General features: G+C 47.9%; 13 protein-coding genes. 10 read left to right on the forward strand and 3 right to left on the reverse strand.

Going from position 1 to position 20,350, the window contains the following annotated elements:
- Positions 1-61: 61 nt before the first annotated feature.
- The gene (locus tag M988_RS01700; protein ID WP_008815430.1) at positions 62-1,840 is read right to left on the reverse strand and encodes a sigma-54 interaction domain-containing protein; all 1,779 of its coding nucleotides are present in this window, start codon (positions 1,838-1,840) and stop codon (positions 62-64) included.
- Positions 1,841-2,351: 511 nt separating this feature from the next.
- Here M988_RS01700 and ygeW point away from each other — a divergent pair.
- From ygeW to arcC, 5 genes are all read left to right on the forward strand, one after another.
- Complete coding sequence (gene ygeW, locus M988_RS01710) at positions 2,352-3,539, forward strand: knotted carbamoyltransferase YgeW (protein ID WP_004097024.1); 1,188 nt, start codon at positions 2,352-2,354, stop codon at positions 3,537-3,539.
- Positions 3,540-3,618: 79 nt separating this feature from the next.
- Positions 3,619-4,818, forward strand: coding sequence for a diaminopropionate ammonia-lyase (gene dpaL / locus M988_RS01715; protein WP_064572577.1), 1,200 nt, complete (start codon positions 3,619-3,621; stop codon positions 4,816-4,818).
- A 75-nt stretch (positions 4,819-4,893) separates the two neighbouring features.
- A complete protein-coding gene (locus M988_RS01720) occupies positions 4,894-6,111 on the forward strand; it encodes a YgeY family selenium metabolism-linked hydrolase (RefSeq protein ID WP_008815428.1) in 1,218 nt (405 codons plus the stop codon).
- Between the two features lie 83 nt (positions 6,112-6,194).
- Positions 6,195-7,583: a dihydropyrimidinase gene (hydA, locus tag M988_RS01725; protein ID WP_064572579.1), complete on the forward strand. Its 1,389-nt coding sequence runs from the start codon at positions 6,195-6,197 to the stop codon at positions 7,581-7,583.
- A gap of 44 nt (positions 7,584-7,627) precedes the next feature.
- Positions 7,628-8,560: a carbamate kinase gene (gene arcC / locus M988_RS01730; RefSeq protein WP_008815426.1), complete on the forward strand. Its 933-nt coding sequence runs from the start codon at positions 7,628-7,630 to the stop codon at positions 8,558-8,560.
- Between the two features lie 54 nt (positions 8,561-8,614).
- Here the strand turns inward: arcC and yqeB are convergent, their stop codons facing one another.
- Positions 8,615-10,207 (reverse strand): selenium-dependent molybdenum cofactor biosynthesis protein YqeB, encoded by a 1,593-nt coding sequence (gene yqeB / locus M988_RS01735; protein ID WP_064572581.1) that lies wholly within the window; start codon positions 10,205-10,207, stop codon positions 8,615-8,617.
- A gap of 34 nt (positions 10,208-10,241) precedes the next feature.
- Entirely contained in the window at positions 10,242-11,045 is an 804-nt protein-coding gene (yqeC, locus tag M988_RS01740; RefSeq protein ID WP_064572585.1) for a selenium cofactor biosynthesis protein YqeC, read from the reverse strand.
- A 31-nt stretch (positions 11,046-11,076) separates the two neighbouring features.
- Between yqeC and M988_RS01745 the strand changes: the two genes are divergently transcribed.
- The 5 genes from M988_RS01745 (at position 11,077) to M988_RS01765 (ending at position 20,245) form a co-directional block, all read left to right on the forward strand.
- Positions 11,077-11,721: an NTP transferase domain-containing protein gene (locus M988_RS01745; protein WP_223283567.1), complete on the forward strand. Its 645-nt coding sequence runs from the start codon at positions 11,077-11,079 to the stop codon at positions 11,719-11,721.
- A gap of 364 nt (positions 11,722-12,085) precedes the next feature.
- Positions 12,086-15,193 carry a putative selenate reductase subunit YgfK gene (gene ygfK / locus M988_RS01750; protein WP_008815422.1) on the forward strand — a complete coding sequence of 1,036 codons (3,108 nt, stop codon included), beginning with the start codon at positions 12,086-12,088 and terminating at the stop codon, positions 15,191-15,193.
- 2 nt (positions 15,194-15,195) lie between these two features.
- Complete coding sequence (gene ssnA / locus M988_RS01755; protein WP_064572757.1) at positions 15,196-16,524, forward strand: putative aminohydrolase SsnA; 1,329 nt, start codon at positions 15,196-15,198, stop codon at positions 16,522-16,524.
- A gap of 66 nt (positions 16,525-16,590) precedes the next feature.
- Positions 16,591-17,367, forward strand: a complete 777-nt coding sequence (ygfM, locus tag M988_RS01760) for a molybdopterin-dependent oxidoreductase FAD-binding subunit (protein ID WP_008815420.1) — start codon at positions 16,591-16,593, stop codon at positions 17,365-17,367.
- A 1-nt stretch (position 17,368) separates the two neighbouring features.
- Positions 17,369-20,245 (forward strand): molybdopterin-dependent oxidoreductase Mo/Fe-S-binding subunit, encoded by a 2,877-nt coding sequence (locus M988_RS01765; RefSeq protein WP_008815419.1) that lies wholly within the window; start codon positions 17,369-17,371, stop codon positions 20,243-20,245.
- Positions 20,246-20,350: the final 105 nt, after the last annotated feature.

A 20,350-nucleotide genomic window follows, 5' to 3' on the forward strand; every position in this document is an offset into this window, starting at 1 on the left:
TGCCAGCATGCGTGTACAAGCATCTATCCCATCGACCTAGATTTTATACAGAGGTGTGCGGTTATAGCGACGTCAGCTCGTATTTTTTTATTTTCCGGTACAGCGTCGCTATACCAATTCCAAGTTCATCAGCAGCCTGTTTTTTATTATTGTGGCGACTGAGTGCCTCGCGAATCATTTGCCGTTCCATATCTTCTAGCCCCGTGGCTCCGTGTTCTTCGCATGCTGCTGCGCTTTGGTAAGGAATATCTTCACGATAAGTACGGGTAACTTGCCCGTTGACCAAATTAGGTGGCAGTAGTGAGATATCAATCACCTCGCCGCTTGGCACCACGTTAATCAAATATTCCATTAGGTTACTTAACTCACGTACGTTGCCTGGCCAGCGATATAATTTCAGCAGCGACATGACTTCAGGCGCCATGCCTGGGTAAACAATACCAATACGCTTAGTATGTAAATTAAGGAAATAATGAGCCAGTAGCTCAATATCGCCCTGACGTTCGCGCAGGGGGGGCAAAGTCATTGGAATGACATTTAATCGGTAATAAAGGTCTTCGCGAAATTTACCGTCGGCAATGTATTGCTCAAGATTCTGGTTAGTGGCGGAAATAATCCTGATATCAACAGAGATCGGTTTACTTGAGCCAATTGGCTGTACTTCTCGAGATTCGATCGCGCGTAGTAGTTTAGCCTGCAAGGTCAGTGGCATATCCCCTATTTCATCTAAGAATAGGGTTCCGTTATTGGCTGCTTGAATTAGCCCTATTTTGCCGTTTGCTGAAGCTCCAGTGAATGCGCCTTTCACATAGCCAAATAGTTCACTTTCTAAGAGTTGATCCGGAATTGCTGCGCAGTTAATAGCGATGAAGGGTTTATTATTTCGATCGCTTAATTGATGAATTGCTCGGGCGACAACTTCCTTACCGGTACCACTCTCTCCAACAATGAGAATGCTGGATGGGCTAGGGGCTACACGAGTAATCAGGCGTTTTAAAATTCGAATTGGGCGGCATTCACCCACTAAATGTTCAATACGCGGATCATCAGGATTGAAATCAACATTCATCGGAGAATGAGACTGATGAAATGCCATTAAAAATAGCTGGTGGTCTTGAATGTCATGTAGCTGACCAATAATCAGTTCTTGTTGTTCATCGAATGAAATAATATGTTGCAAATGTCCACTGGTATAATTTTGTTGGAAAGTCAGTGGCCTGATATTAAATGTTTTTCCAATAATTTGTTCTTGTGTGGCATTGAGTTGTTTCAATGCAGTTGGGTTGGCAAATTTAGCTTTGTTTTCATTATCAATGACCAATACGCCTTGATCCATATTTTCAATCAGGCTCATCAGAATTTTATTTATCCCATCACTTCCTCCTTGGTTTTCTAATAGTTTAGAAACAAATAGGTTGGATATATGACGAACATAATCTGAGAACTCATGGATGTTATCTTTAATTCTTTCTTGTTGTTCTGGAGTAAATGCCACCAGGCTGATCACGCCAATACATGCGTTTTGAAAAATAATAGGAATGCCAAGGAAAGCTTTTTCTTTGCAGCTATCTTTACTCGTGCAGCCTTCGCAGACAGGATCGAATCTAGAATGGATGACAACTTTTTCTTGCTTAGTATCAAGTACATATCTAAGTAGTCTTGAGTTGCTGTTCAGCTTGCGGCCAAAAAATTTCCCGTAGGGCCCTGTCCCTGAGACTCTCGTCATGTTGGCATCAACGATCTCAACTTCCAGCTGTAAGACGCTGGCGAGCATTTTGGTGAAACGTAAGATCGTGGGCTGAATTTGCATCAATATAGACTGAGAGTTTACGGGTGTCATAATCGGAACCTTTCTCTAACGCTACAACTGCACGCGTTTATAGTTATCGGGAATTATGTCCTTTCAACTTACGATAATACATGAATACAGTAGGGGGATTGATAAACATCAATCGTCTTTTGTTAAGTTGGATAAGTTTCTGCAGCGCGCATCACACTTTATTATCAAATTGATAAGAATGGCGCTTTTCTTATCATTCTGGTTTGTATCAATGGAAAAAATACCGTTTTTAATTCAAGTGGTGAAGGGGAAAAATACGATTGCTTCTTAGTTAGTCTTGTAACTATTCCTGTTGTGTGAGGTTACTTTCTCGATTTCATAATAAATAGTGCGGCTTAGCTCACATTATTTAGTCTATTTATCTCTTTGTGCCTTATCTAAATACAGTTTGGCATAGTTATTGTTTAAGAGTTAACAGTCGCTGTTATTGATGCACGCATAAATTCTGCCTCACGTGCGTTGTAGCAGATTAAATCCAAACGCCAATCACTTACTATTGTAGGGCCATGAGATGAGAACAGTTAACGAATTAATTAAGGATATCAACGCGCTTAAGTCGAATCTGCATGAAAAAGATTTTCTGCTGACCTGGGAGCAAAGCCCAGAGGAGCTGAAACTGGTTCTGGATCTGGCCGAAGCATTAAAAACCATGCGTGCAGAAAACATTGCAACCAAGATTTTCAATAGTGGTCTTGGCATTTCCGTTTTCCGCGATAACTCAACACGTACCCGTTTCTCCTATGCTTCAGCACTTAACTTGCTGGGTTTAACGCAACAAGATTTGGATGAGGGAAAATCACAAATTGCTCATGGCGAAACCGTGCGTGAAACTGCAAATATGATCTCCTTCTGCGCCGATGCTATTGGTATTCGTGATGACATGTATCTGGGGGCGGGTAACGCTTATATGCGTGAAGTTGGCGCTGCACTGGATGAAGGCTACGAGCAAGGCGTACTGCCGCAGCGTCCAGCGTTGGTTAACTTGCAATGTGATATCGACCACCCAACGCAGTCAATGGCCGATTTGGCTTGGTTGCAGGAACATTTTGGTAGTCTCGAAAATCTGAAAGGCAAAAAAATTGCGATGACTTGGGCGTATTCACCAAGCTATGGCAAACCACTTTCTGTACCACAGGGCATTATCGGCCTGATGACGCGTTTTGGTATGGATGTCACGCTGGCTCATCCTGAAGGTTACGACCTGATCCCTGACGTTGTCGCTGTTGCAAAACAGAACGCAGAATCTTCTGGCGGTAGCTTCCGTCAGGTGAACTCAATGGCAGAAGCTTTCAAAGATGCAGATATTGTTTATCCGAAGTCTTGGGCACCTTACAAAGTGATGGAAGAGCGTACTGAACTGCTGCGCGCCAACGATCATGATGGTCTCAAAGCGTTGGAGAAACAGTGCTTAGCCGAGAACGCTAAACATAAAGATTGGCACTGCACCGAAGAAATGATGAAGCATACCAAAGGCGGTGAAGCGCTTTATATGCACTGTCTGCCTGCGGATATCTCCGGCGTGTCTTGTAAAGAGGGCGAAGTGACTGAAGGCGTATTCGAAAAATATCGCATCGCTACTTACAAAGAAGCTAGCTGGAAGCCATACATCATCGCGGCCATGATCGTGGCGCGTAAATTCTCTAAACCGGGTCTGGTTTTAGAACAATTGCTGAAAGAAGCGCAAAAGCGCATCAAGTAAGGCTGTCTGCACCGGCGCATCGGGCGATGCGTCGGTATTTCCGCCGCGTAGGCGGATATTCTCCTGATGAGGATGGGTTATGTCTGTTTTCTCTTTGAAAGTGGATATTGCGCAAAACCGTTTTTTCAACGGTGAAACGTCTCCACTTTTCTCGCGCGTAGAAGCACAAAAGGCTCGTGCCTTTCATAAAAAAATTACGGGTTATCAGCCGACGCCGCTGCGCTCGTTGGAAGAGTTGGCTCAGCTATTTGGTGTGAGCAAGATTTTAGTTAAAGACGAGTCTCAACGTTTTGGTTTGAACGCTTTCAAAATGTTGGGCGGGGCCTATGCCATTGCTCGGCTGCTTTGTGAAAAGTACCAAATCGATATCAACGAATTCTCTTTTGAAAAACTCAAAGCCACTCTGACAGAAAAAATGACCTTTGCAACCACCACAGATGGCAACCATGGCCGTGGTGTTGCATGGGCTGCTCAGCAGCTTGGTCAAAACGCCGTGATTTACATGCCAAAAGGTTCTGCTCGTGAACGCGTTGATCATATTCGTAATTTAGGTGCTGAGTGCATCGTAACCGATATGAACTATGACGATACCGTTCGCTTGACGATGAAGACCGCGCAGGAACGGGGTTGGGAAGTGGTGCAGGATACTGCGTGGGAAGGTTATACCAAGATCCCTACGTGGATTATGCAAGGGTATTCCACCCTAGCAGACGAAGCCGTGGAGCAGATGCTGGCGATGGGGGTTCAGCGCCCAACTCATGTGTTCTTACAGGCGGGCGTTGGCGCTATGGCTGGCGGCGTACTTGGGTATTTAGTTGACGTATTTGGTGCTGAAAAGCTGCACTCCGTCATTGTAGAACCTGATTTAGCTGACTGTGTTTTCCGCTCAGGTTTGAAAGGTGAAATTGTCAACGTGGGCGGCGATATGGCCACCATTATGGCAGGTTTAGCCTGCGGTGAGCCTAATCCTCTGGGCTGGCCATTGCTGCGTAACTGCGCAACTCAGTTTATCTCCTGTCAAGACAAGGTCGCTGCGCTCGGTATGCGTGTTTTAGGCAATCCACTTGGAAAAGATCCACGGATTGTATCGGGTGAGTCTGGTGCCGTTGGGTTAGGTGTTTTAGCCGCAGTTCACCATCATCCGAAGCGCGAAGAGCTAATGCAAGAGCTTGGTTTAAATCATGATTCTGTAGTGTTGCTCATCAGCACCGAAGGCGACACCGACGTTAAGCATTATCGAGAAGTGGTGTGGGAAGGGAAGCATCCAGCCTGTAGTTGATCGCATATATCCCCACGGCTTTTTGACCTTTATTTTCTCGCCGTAAGCGAGCTAACACATTGGAGTGAAAGAAAAATGGCTAAGCAAGTTCCTTTTGAAATGGTGTTGGAAAAAGCATATCAGTACAAAGATGAAATGACTCGCTTTCTGCGCGATATGATCGCCATCCCAAGCGAAAGCTGCGATGAAAAACTCGTGGTGCAGTGCATCAAAAAAGAGATGGAAAAAGTGGGTTTTGATAAGGTTGAGATTGACCCAATGGGTAACATTCTCGGCTATATCGGCCACGGCCCGCATCTGATTGCGATGGATGCGCATATCGATACCGTGGGTATTGGTAATATTAAAAACTGGACCTTCGATCCTTATCAAGGAATGGAAGATGATGAGCTGATCGGTGGCCGTGGTGCATCGGATCAGGAAGGCGGCATGGCATCTATGGTGTATGCCGGTAAGATCATCAAGGATCTGGGGCTGGAAGATCAATACACGCTGCTGGTAACCGGTACGGTTCAAGAAGAGGACTGTGATGGCCTGTGCTGGCAGTACATCATTGAGCAATCAAAAATCCGTCCTGAGTTTGTAGTGAGTACCGAGCCAACAGATTGCCAGATCTATCGTGGTCAGCGTGGGCGTATGGAAATTCGCGTCGATGTTCAAGGCATCAGCTGCCATGGTTCTGCGCCAGAACGTGGTGATAATGCCATTTTCAAAATGGGCCCAATCCTTAACGAATTGAAAGAACTCTCTCATAATTTGGGGAATGATGAGTTTTTGGGTAAAGGGACTCTGACCGTATCAGAAATATTCTTCACTTCGCCAAGCCGTTGTGCGGTTGCCGATAGCTGTGCAGTTTCCATTGACCGCCGTTTAACTTGGGGTGAAACATGGGAAGGCGCGTTGGAAGAAATTCGCGCCCTGCCTGCAGTAAAAGCCTCTAAAGCCGTGGTTTCCATGTACAACTACGATCGACCTTCTTACACCGGTTTGGTGTATCCAACCGAATGTTACTTCCCAACGTGGAAAGTGGAAGAAGATCACATCACCGTTAAAACGCTGAGCAAAGCTTATGAAGGGTTGTTCAACAAGAAACCGGTAGTTGATAAGTGGACGTTCTCTACTAATGGTGTATCCATCATGGGTCGTCATGGTATTCCAGTAATTGGTTTTGGCCCAGGTAAAGAGCCTGAAGCACATGCGCCAAATGAGAAAACCTGGAAAGACCATTTGGTGACCTGTGCTGCTATGTATGCCGCGATCCCACTGTCCTATCTCGATGAACTGAAAAAATAATTAGCATTAATTGCGTAATCCACTCCGGCCATAATTTGGCTGGAGTGGTTTTTTCAGCCTATAGCTCCAAGGAAAATCATTCGATGAAAAAGCTGATTATCAACGGTGTGGTCGTCAACGCAGACGGTGAAATCCGACAGGATCTGCTGATCGAAAATGGCATTATCAGCCATATGGCTGAGCATATTTCTGCTGAAGACGCAGACGAAGTGATTGATGCCGAAGGATGTTACGTCATGCCCAGTGGCATTGACGTTCATACCCATTTCAACATCGACGTTGGAATAGCCCGTAGCTGTGATGATTTTTTTACCGGCACACGCGCAGCAGCTTGCGGCGGTACAACAACCATTATTGATCATATGGGATTTGGGCCTGCGGGGTGCAATCTGCATCACCAGTTGAAAGCTTACCATCAGTATGCGGCGGGGAAGGCCGTGGTGGACTATAGCTTTCACGGCGTGATCCAACACATTGATGATGAAATCCTTAATGAAATGTCATCAATGGTCCATGAGGAAGGCATCAGTAGTTTTAAGCTCTATCTGACGTATAACTACAAGCTGGGCGATGCGGATGTGTTGCGGGCTTTACAGCAGCTGCATCGTGTTGGCGCATTGGCGACAGTACACCCAGAAAATGATGCTGCGATTGCGCTACGCCGCAAGCAGTATCTCTCCGAGGGAAAAACTTCGCCGATGTATCACGCGTTGAGTCGTCCTCTCGAGTGTGAGGCAGAGGCTATCAGCCGCATGATTAATCTTGCCCAGTTGGCAGGGAATGTGCCGTTATACATTGTTCATCTTTCTAACGGTTTAGGGCTCGATTATCTCCGTTTGGCGCGTGCGCGCCATCAGCCAGTCTGGGTTGAAACCTGCCCACAATACCTGCTGCTAGATGAGCGTTGCTATCAGCAAGAAGATGCTCTGAAATTCATTCTTAGCCCGCCGCTCCGTAACCATCAAGAACAAGACAAACTATGGTGTGGTATCACTGATGGTGCGATTGATACCGTGGCTACCGACCATTGCTCATTCCCTTACCACCAACGTATTTCAATGTCTGATGGCAACTTTACCCGCTGTCCGAATGGACTTCCTGGGGTTGAAAATCGCATGCAGCTTCTGTTTTCAGAGGGCGTAATGACTGGGCGAATTTCGCCCGCGCGCTTTGTACAACTCACTAGCGCCAATCCTGCTCGCCTGTTTGGTTTGTGGCCACAAAAAGGCAATTTAGCCGTGGGGGCAGATGCCGATGTAGTCATTATCGACCCGCAGAAAACCACCACTATCGAGCATACTCATTTGCATGATAACGCTGATTATTCACCTTATGAGGGATTCCGTTGCCGAGGGGAGATCATCACGACGTTATGCCGAGGCGCAAATGTGTTTCAGGCTGGAAAATTCACAGGGCAGGCTGGCTATGGTCGGTTTATACATCGCCAACCTTTTGCTCAACCTTCCATGTAGTTTTATTCGTTTAATCTGCGTCACCAATATCTGCGAGGAATAGGATGAAAAAGAAAATTGTGCTTGCGCTAGGCGGCAATGCGTTAGGTGAAGGACTCGCCGAGCAAATGCAGGCGGTGAAATCGACGGCGAAAGCGATTGTTGATCTGATTGCACATGGTCATCAGGTGGTGGTAACTCACGGCAACGGCCCGCAGGTAGGGATGATTAATCAAGCGTTTGAAGCTGCCGCGAAAACAGAGGCGCACACTCCGATGCTGCCTATGTCTGTCTGTGTGGCGCTTAGCCAAGGGTATATCGGTTACGATTTACAAAATGCGTTGCGTGAGGAACTGCTCGATCGCGGGCTGCAAACGCCGGTTGCCACAATTATCACACAGGTGATTGTTGATGCTAAAGACCCCGCTTTCGCGAACCCTACCAAGCCAATTGGCTCATTCTTTTCGCAGGAAGAGGCCGAACTGTTGACGCGTAACGGTTACATCATGAAGGAAGACGCCGGACGTGGATATCGTCGCGTGGTTGCGTCACCTAAGCCGGTTGATATTGTAGAGAAAGAAACGGTACAGGCCATGCTTGAAGCGGGGCAAGTGGTTATTACCGTTGGTGGCGGTGGAATTCCTGTATTGCGCGAAGGAAATCATTTACGCGGTGCGGGGGCAGTAATCGATAAAGACTGGGCTAGCGCCAAACTGGCAGAAATGATCGACGCAGATATGCTGATCATTTTAACTGCGGTCGAGAAAGTGGCGATTAACTTTGGGAAACCCAATGAGCAGTGGCTGGATCAGCTCAGTATTGCTGATGCTCAGCGTTTCATCGAAGAAGGACATTTTGCTAAAGGCTCAATGTTGCCGAAGGTTGAAGCTGCCGTTTCTTTCGCCGAGTCTCGTGCTGGCCGTCAGGCATTGATTACTGTCTTGAGTAAAGCACAGCAGGGAATTGAAGGAAAAACTGGGACGGTTATTGCTAACTAACCGGTTTGCCTCGCCCGCTTCCTAATTGACATGGAAGCGGGCGAATATTCAGAATTAATGTTTCCGATCCAACTTCATCATTGCTTCCAGAACTGCGCCACCAATCGCGCGTGCTTTATCTGAAACCGTCATATAATCGGCCTCAGCGCCGCGTGGGTCGATATCACCGATTTTAAATCCTTCGCAGACCTCTAATCCCTCGCTAAGCAAGCCACGCACCATGCCAGTTAATGGGGCAAAGACCGGTGTTTCACCAATATGTGCCATCACATCGCCTTCTTTAACGAGATCGCCAAGCGCAACGCAGCAGTGCATGATGCCCGAAGCGGGGGCTCGTATAACTCGACGGGTTGTATGCCCAGAGATATTGCCCGGAATACCGGTGTTGGGCTGCGTATATCCTTGATAGATCACCCGGCCTAAATAGTGTCCTCGGTTTGTTTCAATGACGGCATCGCAGTCGTGGCCTGCGTTAAATCCAGGGCCCAACGCCACGGTTATCGGCGCCATATCCTTGTGGGTGCCCAAGTTTTGTTTAGCCAAAATAGCATCAACCAAGAAGCGAGGTTTTAATTCATCAAGGTAGCTGGCCTTTTCATCCACTAAGACTGGGATTTCACCACGATCGAGAATGCTAAACGCTTCATCTATCCCGTTCGCTTTTCTGGCTGTGACGCCTTCAACGCAGGCTTCACCATCGAAAATAGCTTGAGCGAATGCGACGGTACGGCGGATCACCGTGGGTTTCGCGATGTCTAGCATGAGGACATGGAAACCCGAATGGAAAAGCCTGAGCGCAACACCAGTCGCAATATCGCCGGAGCCTCGGATAACGACGAGTTTGTCGCGTTTTAGTCTTACGTCATCCTGTTTCAAGCCACCTGCAGCCTGATTTTTGACCTGTAAGACTTCAGCCAAAATGCTTACGGCAATTTCTTCTGGCGTTTCTGCGCCGATGTTATAGCCGATTGGGGCATGCAAACGTTCGATGAGTGCTGCTGATACTCCCTGCTGGCGTAGTGCTTGGGTAAAGGTTTGAACTTTTCTTCGGCTCGCCAATAATCCTAAATAGCATAATGGTTTCTCAATCAGCACATCCAATGCTTCTTTGTCCTGATTATTTGTCGCGATGATAACGAAGTTTTCTTTTTCAATGTTGAGCTTTTCAATGACAGCGCTGAAGCTATCAGCATGTACCAGCGTAGTACCCGCAGGAAAAAGGGCAGGATCGAGGCTAGAGGCATAGGTATCGGCGACGTGTAAATCAAAGCCTAAAGGCGCAGCCGCCTGTGCAATCGCACGGTTTACGTGTCCTGCGCCGATCAAGATTAAGCGAGGACGTAAACCATGCACATCAATATAAACCGACATCGCACCGCCGCAGTCTGATCCTACGGCGTCTTGGCCATTACGCGCCATGCGCCCGTGGAAGACCCGAGCTTTACGCTCGGACAACGCTTCGAGCGCTTGCTCAATAACTAAACGTTCAACCATGCCTCCACCAATAGTGCCGAAGATACTGCCATCAGCCAGCACCAACATTTGTCCGGAGTGCCGAGGGGTTGAACCTCGACTTTCAATAATTTGTGCCAACGCAAAAGGTTTGTTTTCTTCTTCCAATCGTGCTGCTTGCGCAAAAATGTTCATAGCAACCTCAAGATCCCAGTGATAGTTCGTCAATTCATTTGTGTGACTGGCGTAGCTGATGCGTAATTGGAGGGTGTTCTTGAACCGCGCCAACCCAAATAGCACTTAACTCAGGTTGAGATTCCAGTAGGCCATTCAGCGCGTCTAAAAGAGCATTATCGATCTGATAAAGTTGATTAATCAGCCAGATGCGCAGTGGGTGCTTGGGGGCGCCTTTGAACATGCCTTCAGGATGTGAGATAAATTTTTCAAATACTGAAAGTTGGAGCACATCACCGGCTTTAATGCCACAAACGGCGGCGAAAATGGGCCAACGATGAATATGTTCAGGATCTGCGGGGCGATTAATGACACTCCCTCCGGTTAACGCAATCACACAGTTACTACTGAGGGGAATGCAAGGTTCATGCCCTGCAGGGGCTTTTAGCGGTTTCTGATGTGCGCCGTCTGCCTCGACTAAAATGATGTCAAAAAGATGGGCGCGATTTAATTCGTCAGCCTGTTCTGGGGTAATGCCGGAAACTTTTTGTGTGTCCGCATTATATTCCGTGAAGAGTGCTACGATTTTAGGGGGGCGTGTTGGCACCTTTGCCTGTTGAAGGAGCGTGGGCCAATAATCTTTTTCGATGATAATGGGGTTAGCTTGAGAAGATTCAGGGCGATACATTCGGGTGGTCGTGGTGATCAATACGCTGAGTCCTTGCTGAGCAAAAAACTGAGCTAGCCAAAATAGGGTACTAGTTTTCCCACCAGCACCAATCAGGCTGATAAGATAAGCGCGTTTGTTTTGTACATTTGAAACGACATCATTAAATAGCACGTCAATGTTGGGTATCATCAGTTTTTATTAAAGACCATGCCGAGGAGAAATGATGAATCATAAATTAGGAAAGCATCAACGAGCGGTTATATCTCCAATAGTGGATATGAGTCCGCGTGAAAACGTAGATTGCATCATTACGGCAGCGGGTCTTTCCTCTCGAATGGGGCAATGGAAAATGATGCTACCTTATAATGGAGGAACGATTCTTGATTCAAGTATAGAAAATGCACGTCAATTTTGTCAGCGAATAATATTAGTCGTGGGATATCGCGGTGAAGAACTGTTGGCGCGTTATAATAATGAGAGTGATATCACAGTTATTATAAATAATAATTATGCTAGCGGTTTATTTTCTTCGATCCAAGCGGCTGGGAAAAATGTTAATACTGAGTATTGCTTTATTACTCATGGTGACATCCCTTGCTTAAACCGTGAGATCTACCATCAGATTTGGTTGAAGCGCGGTCCTTACGCATTGTTGCCTTGTCATCAGGGAACCCCAGGACATCCTGTTTTGCTGCCTAAAAAAATCATACAGCAAGCCTGCATGGATGATGTCACCCCGACGTCAATGCGTGAGTTTTTACTTGCAGGTGAGTATCGCTATTTAAATATGAATCAACCTCAGACGGTTCTGGATATAGATACACCGGAAGCATATCAATTACTGCTTGGAACTTCCCATGATTAATTTAATTACTGGCTAATAATATCGTTTTTATTTTTATATATTAGTTTATCGATTGCGCTCTCATTTTTGAGATGTTCAAGTCTCAGTGTTTATCAAACTGATATTGTATTATTCTATTTTGATAATTGATTCACGCGTAGGCCGTAGATGTAATTGTGGCCTAGTGCGGCATTGATTTATATTCTCATTTGTTTAGTGAGCGGATTCACAAATAAAATTTGCTATTCGATTTAGCTCACGAAATTAATGTTTTTATTTCTGAGTGCAAACCATTGGCTCGATTGTTGCTGATATCTCTTATCCGTAGAGGATTGTTAATCCTCTGCCATTTTACATTTGAGCATGTCGTAGCAAGGAGATAGTCATGGGAGATATCATGCGCCCCGTTCCTTTCGAGGAGCTTTTGACGCGAGTTTTCGCAGAATACCACGAAAGCCGCTCAATCTTCGGTATACCGGAACAGCAGTTTTATCGTAAAGACAATGACCGACTCATCAAGGTATTTGGCGAAACCTGCGAAACCCCAATGGGTCCAGCGGCTGGACCACACACGCAGCTTGCGCAAAATATCATTGTTTCTTGGCTTACCGGTGGGCGTTTTATCGAGCTGAAAACGGTGCAGATCCTCGACCGTTTAGAATTAGATAAACCCTGTATTGACGCTGAAGACGAATGTTTTAACACCGAGTGGTCGACGGAATTTACCCTTCAAAAAGCACACGACGAATATCTAAAAGCATGGTTTGTGCTGCATCTATTAGAAGCTATTTTTGATCCACGCACTCCAGGTGAAGCAAAGTCTTTCATTTTCAATATGAGCGTTGGCTATAACCTAGAAGGTATTAAACAGCCGCCAATGCAGAATTTCATTCACAATATGATGGATTCTGCCCAACATCCAAAATATGCCGAGTATCAGTCTATTCTGGCCAGTTTCATTGGTGACAAAGACTTTACTCAACGTTTAGCCCTTGAATCTCGTTCGGCACAGCTCAGCACGCTGCCACAGCAGATCCCTGCGCAGATGGTACATGGTGTCACCCTATCAACGATGCACGGTTGCCCTCCAAATGAGATTGAAGCCATTTGCCGCTATATGCTGGAAGAGAAGGCGCTCAATACCTTTGTTAAGCTGAACCCAACCTTGCTCGGCTATCCACGTGTGCGTGAAATCTTAGACACCTGTGGTTTTGATTATATCGGTCTGAAAGAAGAGTCTTTCGAACATGATTTGAAGCTGGAACAAGCTATTTCCATGCTGCAAAGGCTGATTGCTCTCGGTAAAGAAAAACAGCTAAGTTTTGGCGTGAAGCTGACTAACACGCTCGGCACCATCAATCACAAAGGCGCGCTGCCTGGCGAAGAGATGTATATGTCGGGTCGTGCACTGTTCCCTCTGTCTATCAACGTGGCAGCGGTGCTATCTCGCGCCTTTAACGGCGAACTTGCCATCTCTTACTCTGGTGGCGCGAGCAAATTTAATATTCGCGAGATTTTTGATACCGGTATTCGCCCAATCACTATGGCAACGGATTTACTCAAGCCGGGTGGATACTTACGCCAGTTAGAGTGCATGCGTGAACTGGATCAGTCTGATACTTGGGGCATGACTAAAGTCGACGTTGATCGCCTGGAAGCGTTGGCGAAGAAAGCGGTCAGCATGGAATACACTCAGAAACATTGGAAAGCTCAAGATCGCATTGATGCTGGTGGCCCGTTGCCAATGACTGACTGCTATGTGGCTCCTTGTGTTACCGCCTGTGCCATTAAGCAGGATATTCCTGAATATATTCGCCTGCTCGGCGAGCAGCGTTATGCGGATGCATTAGAACTTATTTATCAGCGTAATGCGTTACCTGCGATCACTGGACATATCTGCGATCACCAGTGCCAGTACAACTGTACACGTCTGGATTACGACAGCGCACTAAATATCCGCGAGCTGAAAAAAGTCGCCTTGGAAAAAGGCTGGGATGAATACAAGCAACGTTGGCATAAACCTGCGGGCTCTGGCTCTAAGCATCCGGTTGCGGTGTTGGGGGCAGGGCCTGCGGGACTTTCTGCTGGCTACTTCCTAGCTCGTGCCGGCTATCAGGTCACGTTGTTTGAGCGTGAGGCAAATGCGGGTGGGGTAGTGAAAAACATTATTCCTCAGTTCCGTATCCCAGCAGAAACCATCCAGCATGATATCGATTTTGTTGCTGCCCATGGTGTGAAGTTTGAGTTTGGCTGCGACCCAGAACTAACCGTCGATAAGCTGATGCAGCAAGGCTTTAGCTATGTTTTCGTTGGTATCGGCACTGACAAAAATAGCGGTGTGAAACTGGCAGGTGATAACCGCAATGTCTACAAATCTCTGCCATTCCTACGCAGCTACAACCGTGGCGATAAGCTTTCTCTCGGCCGCCATGTTGCCGTTGTCGGGGCGGGTAATACCGCGATGGACTGTGCGCGCGCTGCGCTGAAAGTTCCGGGCGTTGAAGATGTCACCGTTATTTATCGTCGTACCCTGAATGAAATGCCAGCCTACCGCGAAGAGTATGAAGAAGCGGTGGAAGACGGCGTGAAATTTATGTTCCTGACAAACCCAGAACAGTTTGATGCTGACGGAACATTAGTTGCGCGCGTTATGGAACTGGGTGAGCCTGATGAGAAAGGGCGTCGCCGTCCAGTCGCAACGGATAAAACCATTAAACTGCAGATGGATGCGCTCATTACCGCCATTGGTGAACAGGCTGACTGTGCGGCATTAGGCGCCATGGGCGTGCCGTTGAATGCCGAGGGTTGGCCTGCTGTGGCTAATGATACCGGTGAAACCACCCGTCCTAACGTGTTCTTGATTGGGGACGTGCAAAACGGACCTTCTTCTATCGTTGCCGCTATTGGCACTGCTCGACGTGCAACGGATGAGGTACTTAAGCGCGAAAACATTCGTTCACATCACCATGACAAACAGTGGTCGAATGTCGATCCTGCCGAAATTTATCAGCGTAAGGGCGCTATTAGCGTCGTGATGGTTGATAAAGAAGAGCGTGAAGCCTTTGTCGCTCAGGAAGCTCAGCGCTGCTTGGAATGTAACTACATCTGTAGCAAGTGTGTTGATGTTTGTCCTAACCGTGCCAACGTTTCAATCGCCGTTCCAGGTTTCCATGACCGTTTCCAAACCCTGCATTTAGACGCTTATTGCAACGAATGTGGTAACTGTGCGCAGTTCTGCCCGTGGGAAGGCAAACCTTACAAAGACAAAATCACGATTTATAGCCTGCCAGAAGATTTTACCAATAGCACTAACCCTGGTTTCTATGTTGATGAACAAAACGTCAGCGTACGTCAGGGCAAGCAAATCTGGCACCTGCATATTGATGAACACGGTCAACTGGACGAAGTTCCCGCTGAGTTGGAAGACATGTGCCGCATCATTAGTCATGTTCACAACCACCATCACTATCTACTTGGCCGCGTGGAGGTTTAATGATGCTGATTCTTAAAAATGTCACTGCTGTGCAGTTTGAACCTGCGTCGGTGCAGCACGGTGTAGATATTGTGGTTGAAGGGGCGTTGATAAAAGAAGTGGGTCATCAGTTAACGGCTAAATACCCGCAGGCTCAGGTCAAAGAGATGCAGGGAAAACTGGTGATGCCTGGAATTGTGTGTGCGCATAACCATTTTTACTCTGGCCTGTCGCGCGGGATTATGGCCAATATCGCGCCAAGTCCAGACTTCATCTCTACGCTGAAAAATCTCTGGTGGCGTTTAGATCGCGCTTTAGATGAGGAATCTCTGTATTACAGCGGGCTGATTTGTTCACTGGAAGCCATTAAGAGCGGTTGTACGGCGGTTATCGATCACCACGCGTCGCCAAACTACATTGCTGGGTCACTTAACACGTTACGCAAAGGTTTTATCAAAGCGGGTCTGCGTGGCATGACCTGTTTTGAAACAACCGATCGCAACGGTGGCAATAAAGAGCTTCAGGCCGGCGTTGAGGAAAACATCGCTTTTGCGCAACAGATCGACTCAGCTAAAAAACGTGGGGATGAACCCTATTTGGTTGAAGCGCACATCGGTGCTCATGCGCCTTTCACCGTGTCAGATGCAGGTTTGGATATGCTGCGTGAAGCCATTAAGGCGACGGGACGCGGTCTCCATATCCACGCGGCGGAAGATAGCTATGACGTCTCCCACAGCCACGATAAATACGGTAAGGATTTAATCGTCCGCCTCGCTGAGCATGACCTGATCGACGCTAAAACACTGGTGGCACATGGTTTATATCTCTCACCTGCAGATATTGAAATCATCAATCAGCAGGATGCGTTTTTGGTACATAACGCCCGCTCGAATATGAATAACCATGTTGGCTATAACCATCGTATTGGCGAGTACCGGAATTTAGCGTTGGGCACGGACGGTATTGGCTCAGATATGTTTGAAGAACTGAAATTTGCGTTCTTTAAACATCGCGATGCGGGTGGGCCGCTATGGCCAGACAGTTTTACTCGTTTCCTATGGAACGGCAACCGCTTGCTGGAACGTAACTTCAGTGCGCGTTTTGGCTGCTTAGAGGCGGGATATAAAGCCGATCTCACCGTTTGCGATTATCCAGAACCTACGCCTTTGGCCGCGCAGAATATCGGCGGGCATCTTGCTTTCGGCATGGGGGCAGGCAGTGTGAAAAGTGTGATGGTAGAAGGGCGCTTTGTTTATGAAAACGGCCAGTTCCCGTTTGATGTCGCGCCAATCTATGCTGAGGCCAACAAGGTCGCAGAGCGCTTATGGAAGCGGATGGATTCATTGGCATAAATGTTATACCGCCCCTTATTGAGGGGCGGTTTGCCCTTTATGGGGAGAATAACAAGAGGATGAAAAATGATTGAGCAATTTTATCGGCCAGAATCTGTAAAGCAGGCGCTTGAGCTCAAGCGCCAGTTTCAGGATCAGGCGGTCTATTTTGGCGGAGGGAGCAAACTCAATGCGACACCGACCAAAACCACAAAAAAGATCGCTATCGATTTATCAAAATTAGGGCTCAATAAAGTGAGTTGGCAGCAAGGTCAACTGCATATTGGTGCTCAGATTAAATTACAGGCTCTCATTGATACTCCGTTAATCCCAGAGTCGCTGCGCAACGCGCTCGGTTTTATCTACTCTCGTCATTTGCGTAATCAGGCTTCGCTGGCGGGTGAAGCGGTGGCTAAGCAAAAAGAACGTGTTTTACTGCCCGTTTTGTATGCATTAGATGCCCAAGTCATTACAGCGACCGGTGAGACACTGAGCTTAGAAGAGTATGTATGTCACGATCGCGACGATCTGCTGCTCGAAGTGATCCTGCCCGATCCTTATCGTCGCTGCGCAACGCGTAAAGTTGCCCGTTCTGCCGCTGGGCTAGCGGTGGTCACTGCGGCCGTTGCATTAACCTCCAAAGGTGAAATGAAAATTGCATTGGACGGTGTCTCAGAGCAGCCCATCCGGTTACGCGATGTGGAATCGCGCGGTCTTAGTGATGATGCATTAGAAAAAGCCGTGAGCGATGTCATTCATCCACGTGCTGATATCGGAGGCAGCGAAGCATACAAGCGTTATATCGCGGGTGTTGTCGTTGCAGAACTGCTGGCTGATTGCCAACAGATGAGTGAGGAAAAGTGATATGAACATTCGCTTTACGCTAAACGGTACGCCACGCACGCTGTCATGCGAGCCGGGCGATAATGTACAAAAAATCTTATTCAATCTGGGGCTGCATTCTGTCCGTAATAGTGATGACGGTTTTGGTTTTGCGGGTTCAGATGCGATCATTTTTGATGGCGTGATTGTCAATGCTTCTCTATTGATCGCCGCTCAGCTTGACGGTTCTGTGGTACGTACCGCCGAATCGCTCGGAACTTGGAATCAGCTTAGTCCAGTTCAGCAAGCCATGGTCGATGTGGGCATTGTGCAGTCGGGATACAATGATCCTGCTGCTGCACTGATCCTGACCGATCTCCTTGAGCGTATTTCCTCACCTTCACGTTCGCAGATCGACGATGCGTTGTCGGGGTTATTTAGCCGAGATGCAGGCTATCAGCAGTTTTATCAGGTTGTTGAGCTAGCGCAGGCGCGCATGAGCGATCCTTTTTGCCAGCGCGAAATTGCCCCTGAGTTTCGTGACGATCTTCAGGTGGTAGGCAAGCTGTGCCCAAAGGTCGATTCTGCCAAAATGGTGCAGGCTAAACCTTGTTATGTTGAGGATCGTATTCCTGAAAATGCCTGTGTCATCAAGATGCTGCGTAGTCCACATCCTCATGCATTGATTACACATTTAGACGTTAGCAAAGCAGAAGCCTTGCCAGGCGTGGTGCATGTCATTACGCACTTGAACTGCCCAGATATTTACTACACACCTGGCGGACAAAGTGCACCAGAACCTTCGCCGCTAGATCGCAGGATGTTTGGTAAAAAGATGCGTCACGTAGGAGATCGTGTCGCCGCAGTAGTGGCTGAAAGTGAAGAGATCGCTCTAGCCGCATTGGCATTGATCGACGTCAGTTTTGAAGTGTTACAGCCAGTGATGTCGATTGATGAGGCAATGGCTGAAGATGCTCCGCTGGTTCACGATGAGCCTATTGTTTATGTCAATGGCGCACCGGCTGACCTTGAGGTGCAGAATCGGGGCTCGGCGACGCGGGGCGAGCACATGATCATCAACTTCCCGATTGGTGCGAAGCCACATAAAAATATAGCCGCAGGCGTGCACGGCCGTATTGGGGACGTTGAGAAGGGATTTGCTCAGGCAGATGTTGTTATTGAGCGCACGTATGAGTCTACGCAGGCGCAGCAATGTCCGACAGAAACCCACATTTGTTTCACCTACATGGACGGTGAACGATTGGTGATCCACGCATCTACTCAGGTGCCATGGCATGTTCGGCGTCAGGTCGCGCGCTTGGTTGGGCTCAAACAAAATAAAGTTCATGTTATCAAAGAGCGCGTCGGTGGCGGGTTTGGGTCTAAGCAAGATATTTTGCTAGAGGAAGTATGCGCATGGGCAACCTGCGTTACGGGTCGCCCGGTCTATTTCCACTACACTCGCGAAGAAGAGTTTATCAGCAACACGACACGGCACGTTGCCAAAGTTAAGGTCAAAATTGGCGCCACGAAAGAGGGCAAGCTGACTGCCATCGATATGGACTTCCGCGCCAATACCGGCCCTTATGGTAACCACTCGCTTACCGTTCCAAGCAACGGCCCAGCGCTTTCTTTGCCACTATACCCCTGCGACAACGTTAATTTCCAAGTCACGACTTACTACAGCAACATTTGCCCAACCGGGGCGTATCAAGGCTATGGCGCACCAAAAGGTAACTTTGCACTCACTATGGCGTTAGCCGAGTTGGCCGAGCAGCTTGATATCGATCTGCTGGACATGATCGAGCTTAACCGAGTTACTGAGGGGCAAGAGCTGAAGATTTTGGGGGCCATCGGCGAAGGGAAAATGCCGACGTCGGTACCAACGGCGGCTAGCTGTGCGTTGGAGCCTATTTTGCGCAAAGGGCGCGAGCTGATGAACTGGGGCGAGAATAAAGCTCCGCAGGGCGATTGGAGGATTGGTCAGGGTGTTGCGATCATCATGCAAAAGTCGGGGATCCCAGATATCGACCAAGCAAACTGTATGGTGAAGCTGGAGTCTGACGGCACGATTATCGTTCATTCCGGTGGCGCTGATATTGGTACCGGCCTTGATACGGTTGTGACCAAACTAACCGCCGAAGTGCTGTGTTGTCCGCTGGCTGATGTGCATGTGATTTCGGGTGATACCGATCACGCGCTCTTTGATAAGGGGGCTTATGCGTCCTCGGGAACCTGTTTCTCAGGTAATGCGGCCAAGAAGGCGGCTGAAAATCTGAAAGAGAAAATCCGCTTCCATGGAGCCCAGATGCTGGGTGAGCCCATTGAGGACGTGACTATTGTGGCTCCAAGCATTGTGCGAGGAAAGCAAGGAGAGGTGAGCTTTGCCGAGATTGCTCATAAGGCTGAAACAGGAACGGGTTTTGGTACTTTGGTGGCGACGGCGAGCTATATTACCCCTGATTTTGCTTTCCCATTCGGCGCTAACTTTGCCGAGGTTGCCGTTAACGTGCGCACCGGTGAGATCAGACTCGATAAGTTTTACGCCCTGCTCGATTGCGGTACACCGGTAAACCCAGAACTGGCGTTAGGGCAAATCTATGGTGCGTCAATGCGAGCTATCGGGCATAGCCTGACCGAGAAGTTGATTTATGACAAAACCGGTAATCCGATTACCCGCGATCTACAAACCTACGGTGCGCCGAAGATTGGCGATATACCACGTGACTTCCGCGCATTTTTGGTGCCAAGCGATGACAAGGTTGGACCTTTTGGTGCGAAGTCGATTTCTGAGATCGGTGTAAACGGCGCTGCTCCTGCCATTGCGACGGCGATTCACGATGCATGCGGCGTCTGGTTGCGAGAGTGGCATTTCACGCCGGAAAAAATCCTCCGAGGACTGAATAAACTCGAGGCGTAAGCGTAATAAGATGCGGGGTAATCCCCGCATCTCTACGATTCAATAGTTAACTAAGCATGGACTTAAGTCTGGATTTAATTTAATCCGGGCAGGGTTTCTGCATGG

Origin of the sequence: Hafnia paralvei ATCC 29927 (assembly GCF_001655005.1) — a bacterium.
Taxonomy (GTDB): domain Bacteria; phylum Pseudomonadota; class Gammaproteobacteria; order Enterobacterales; family Enterobacteriaceae; genus Hafnia; species Hafnia paralvei.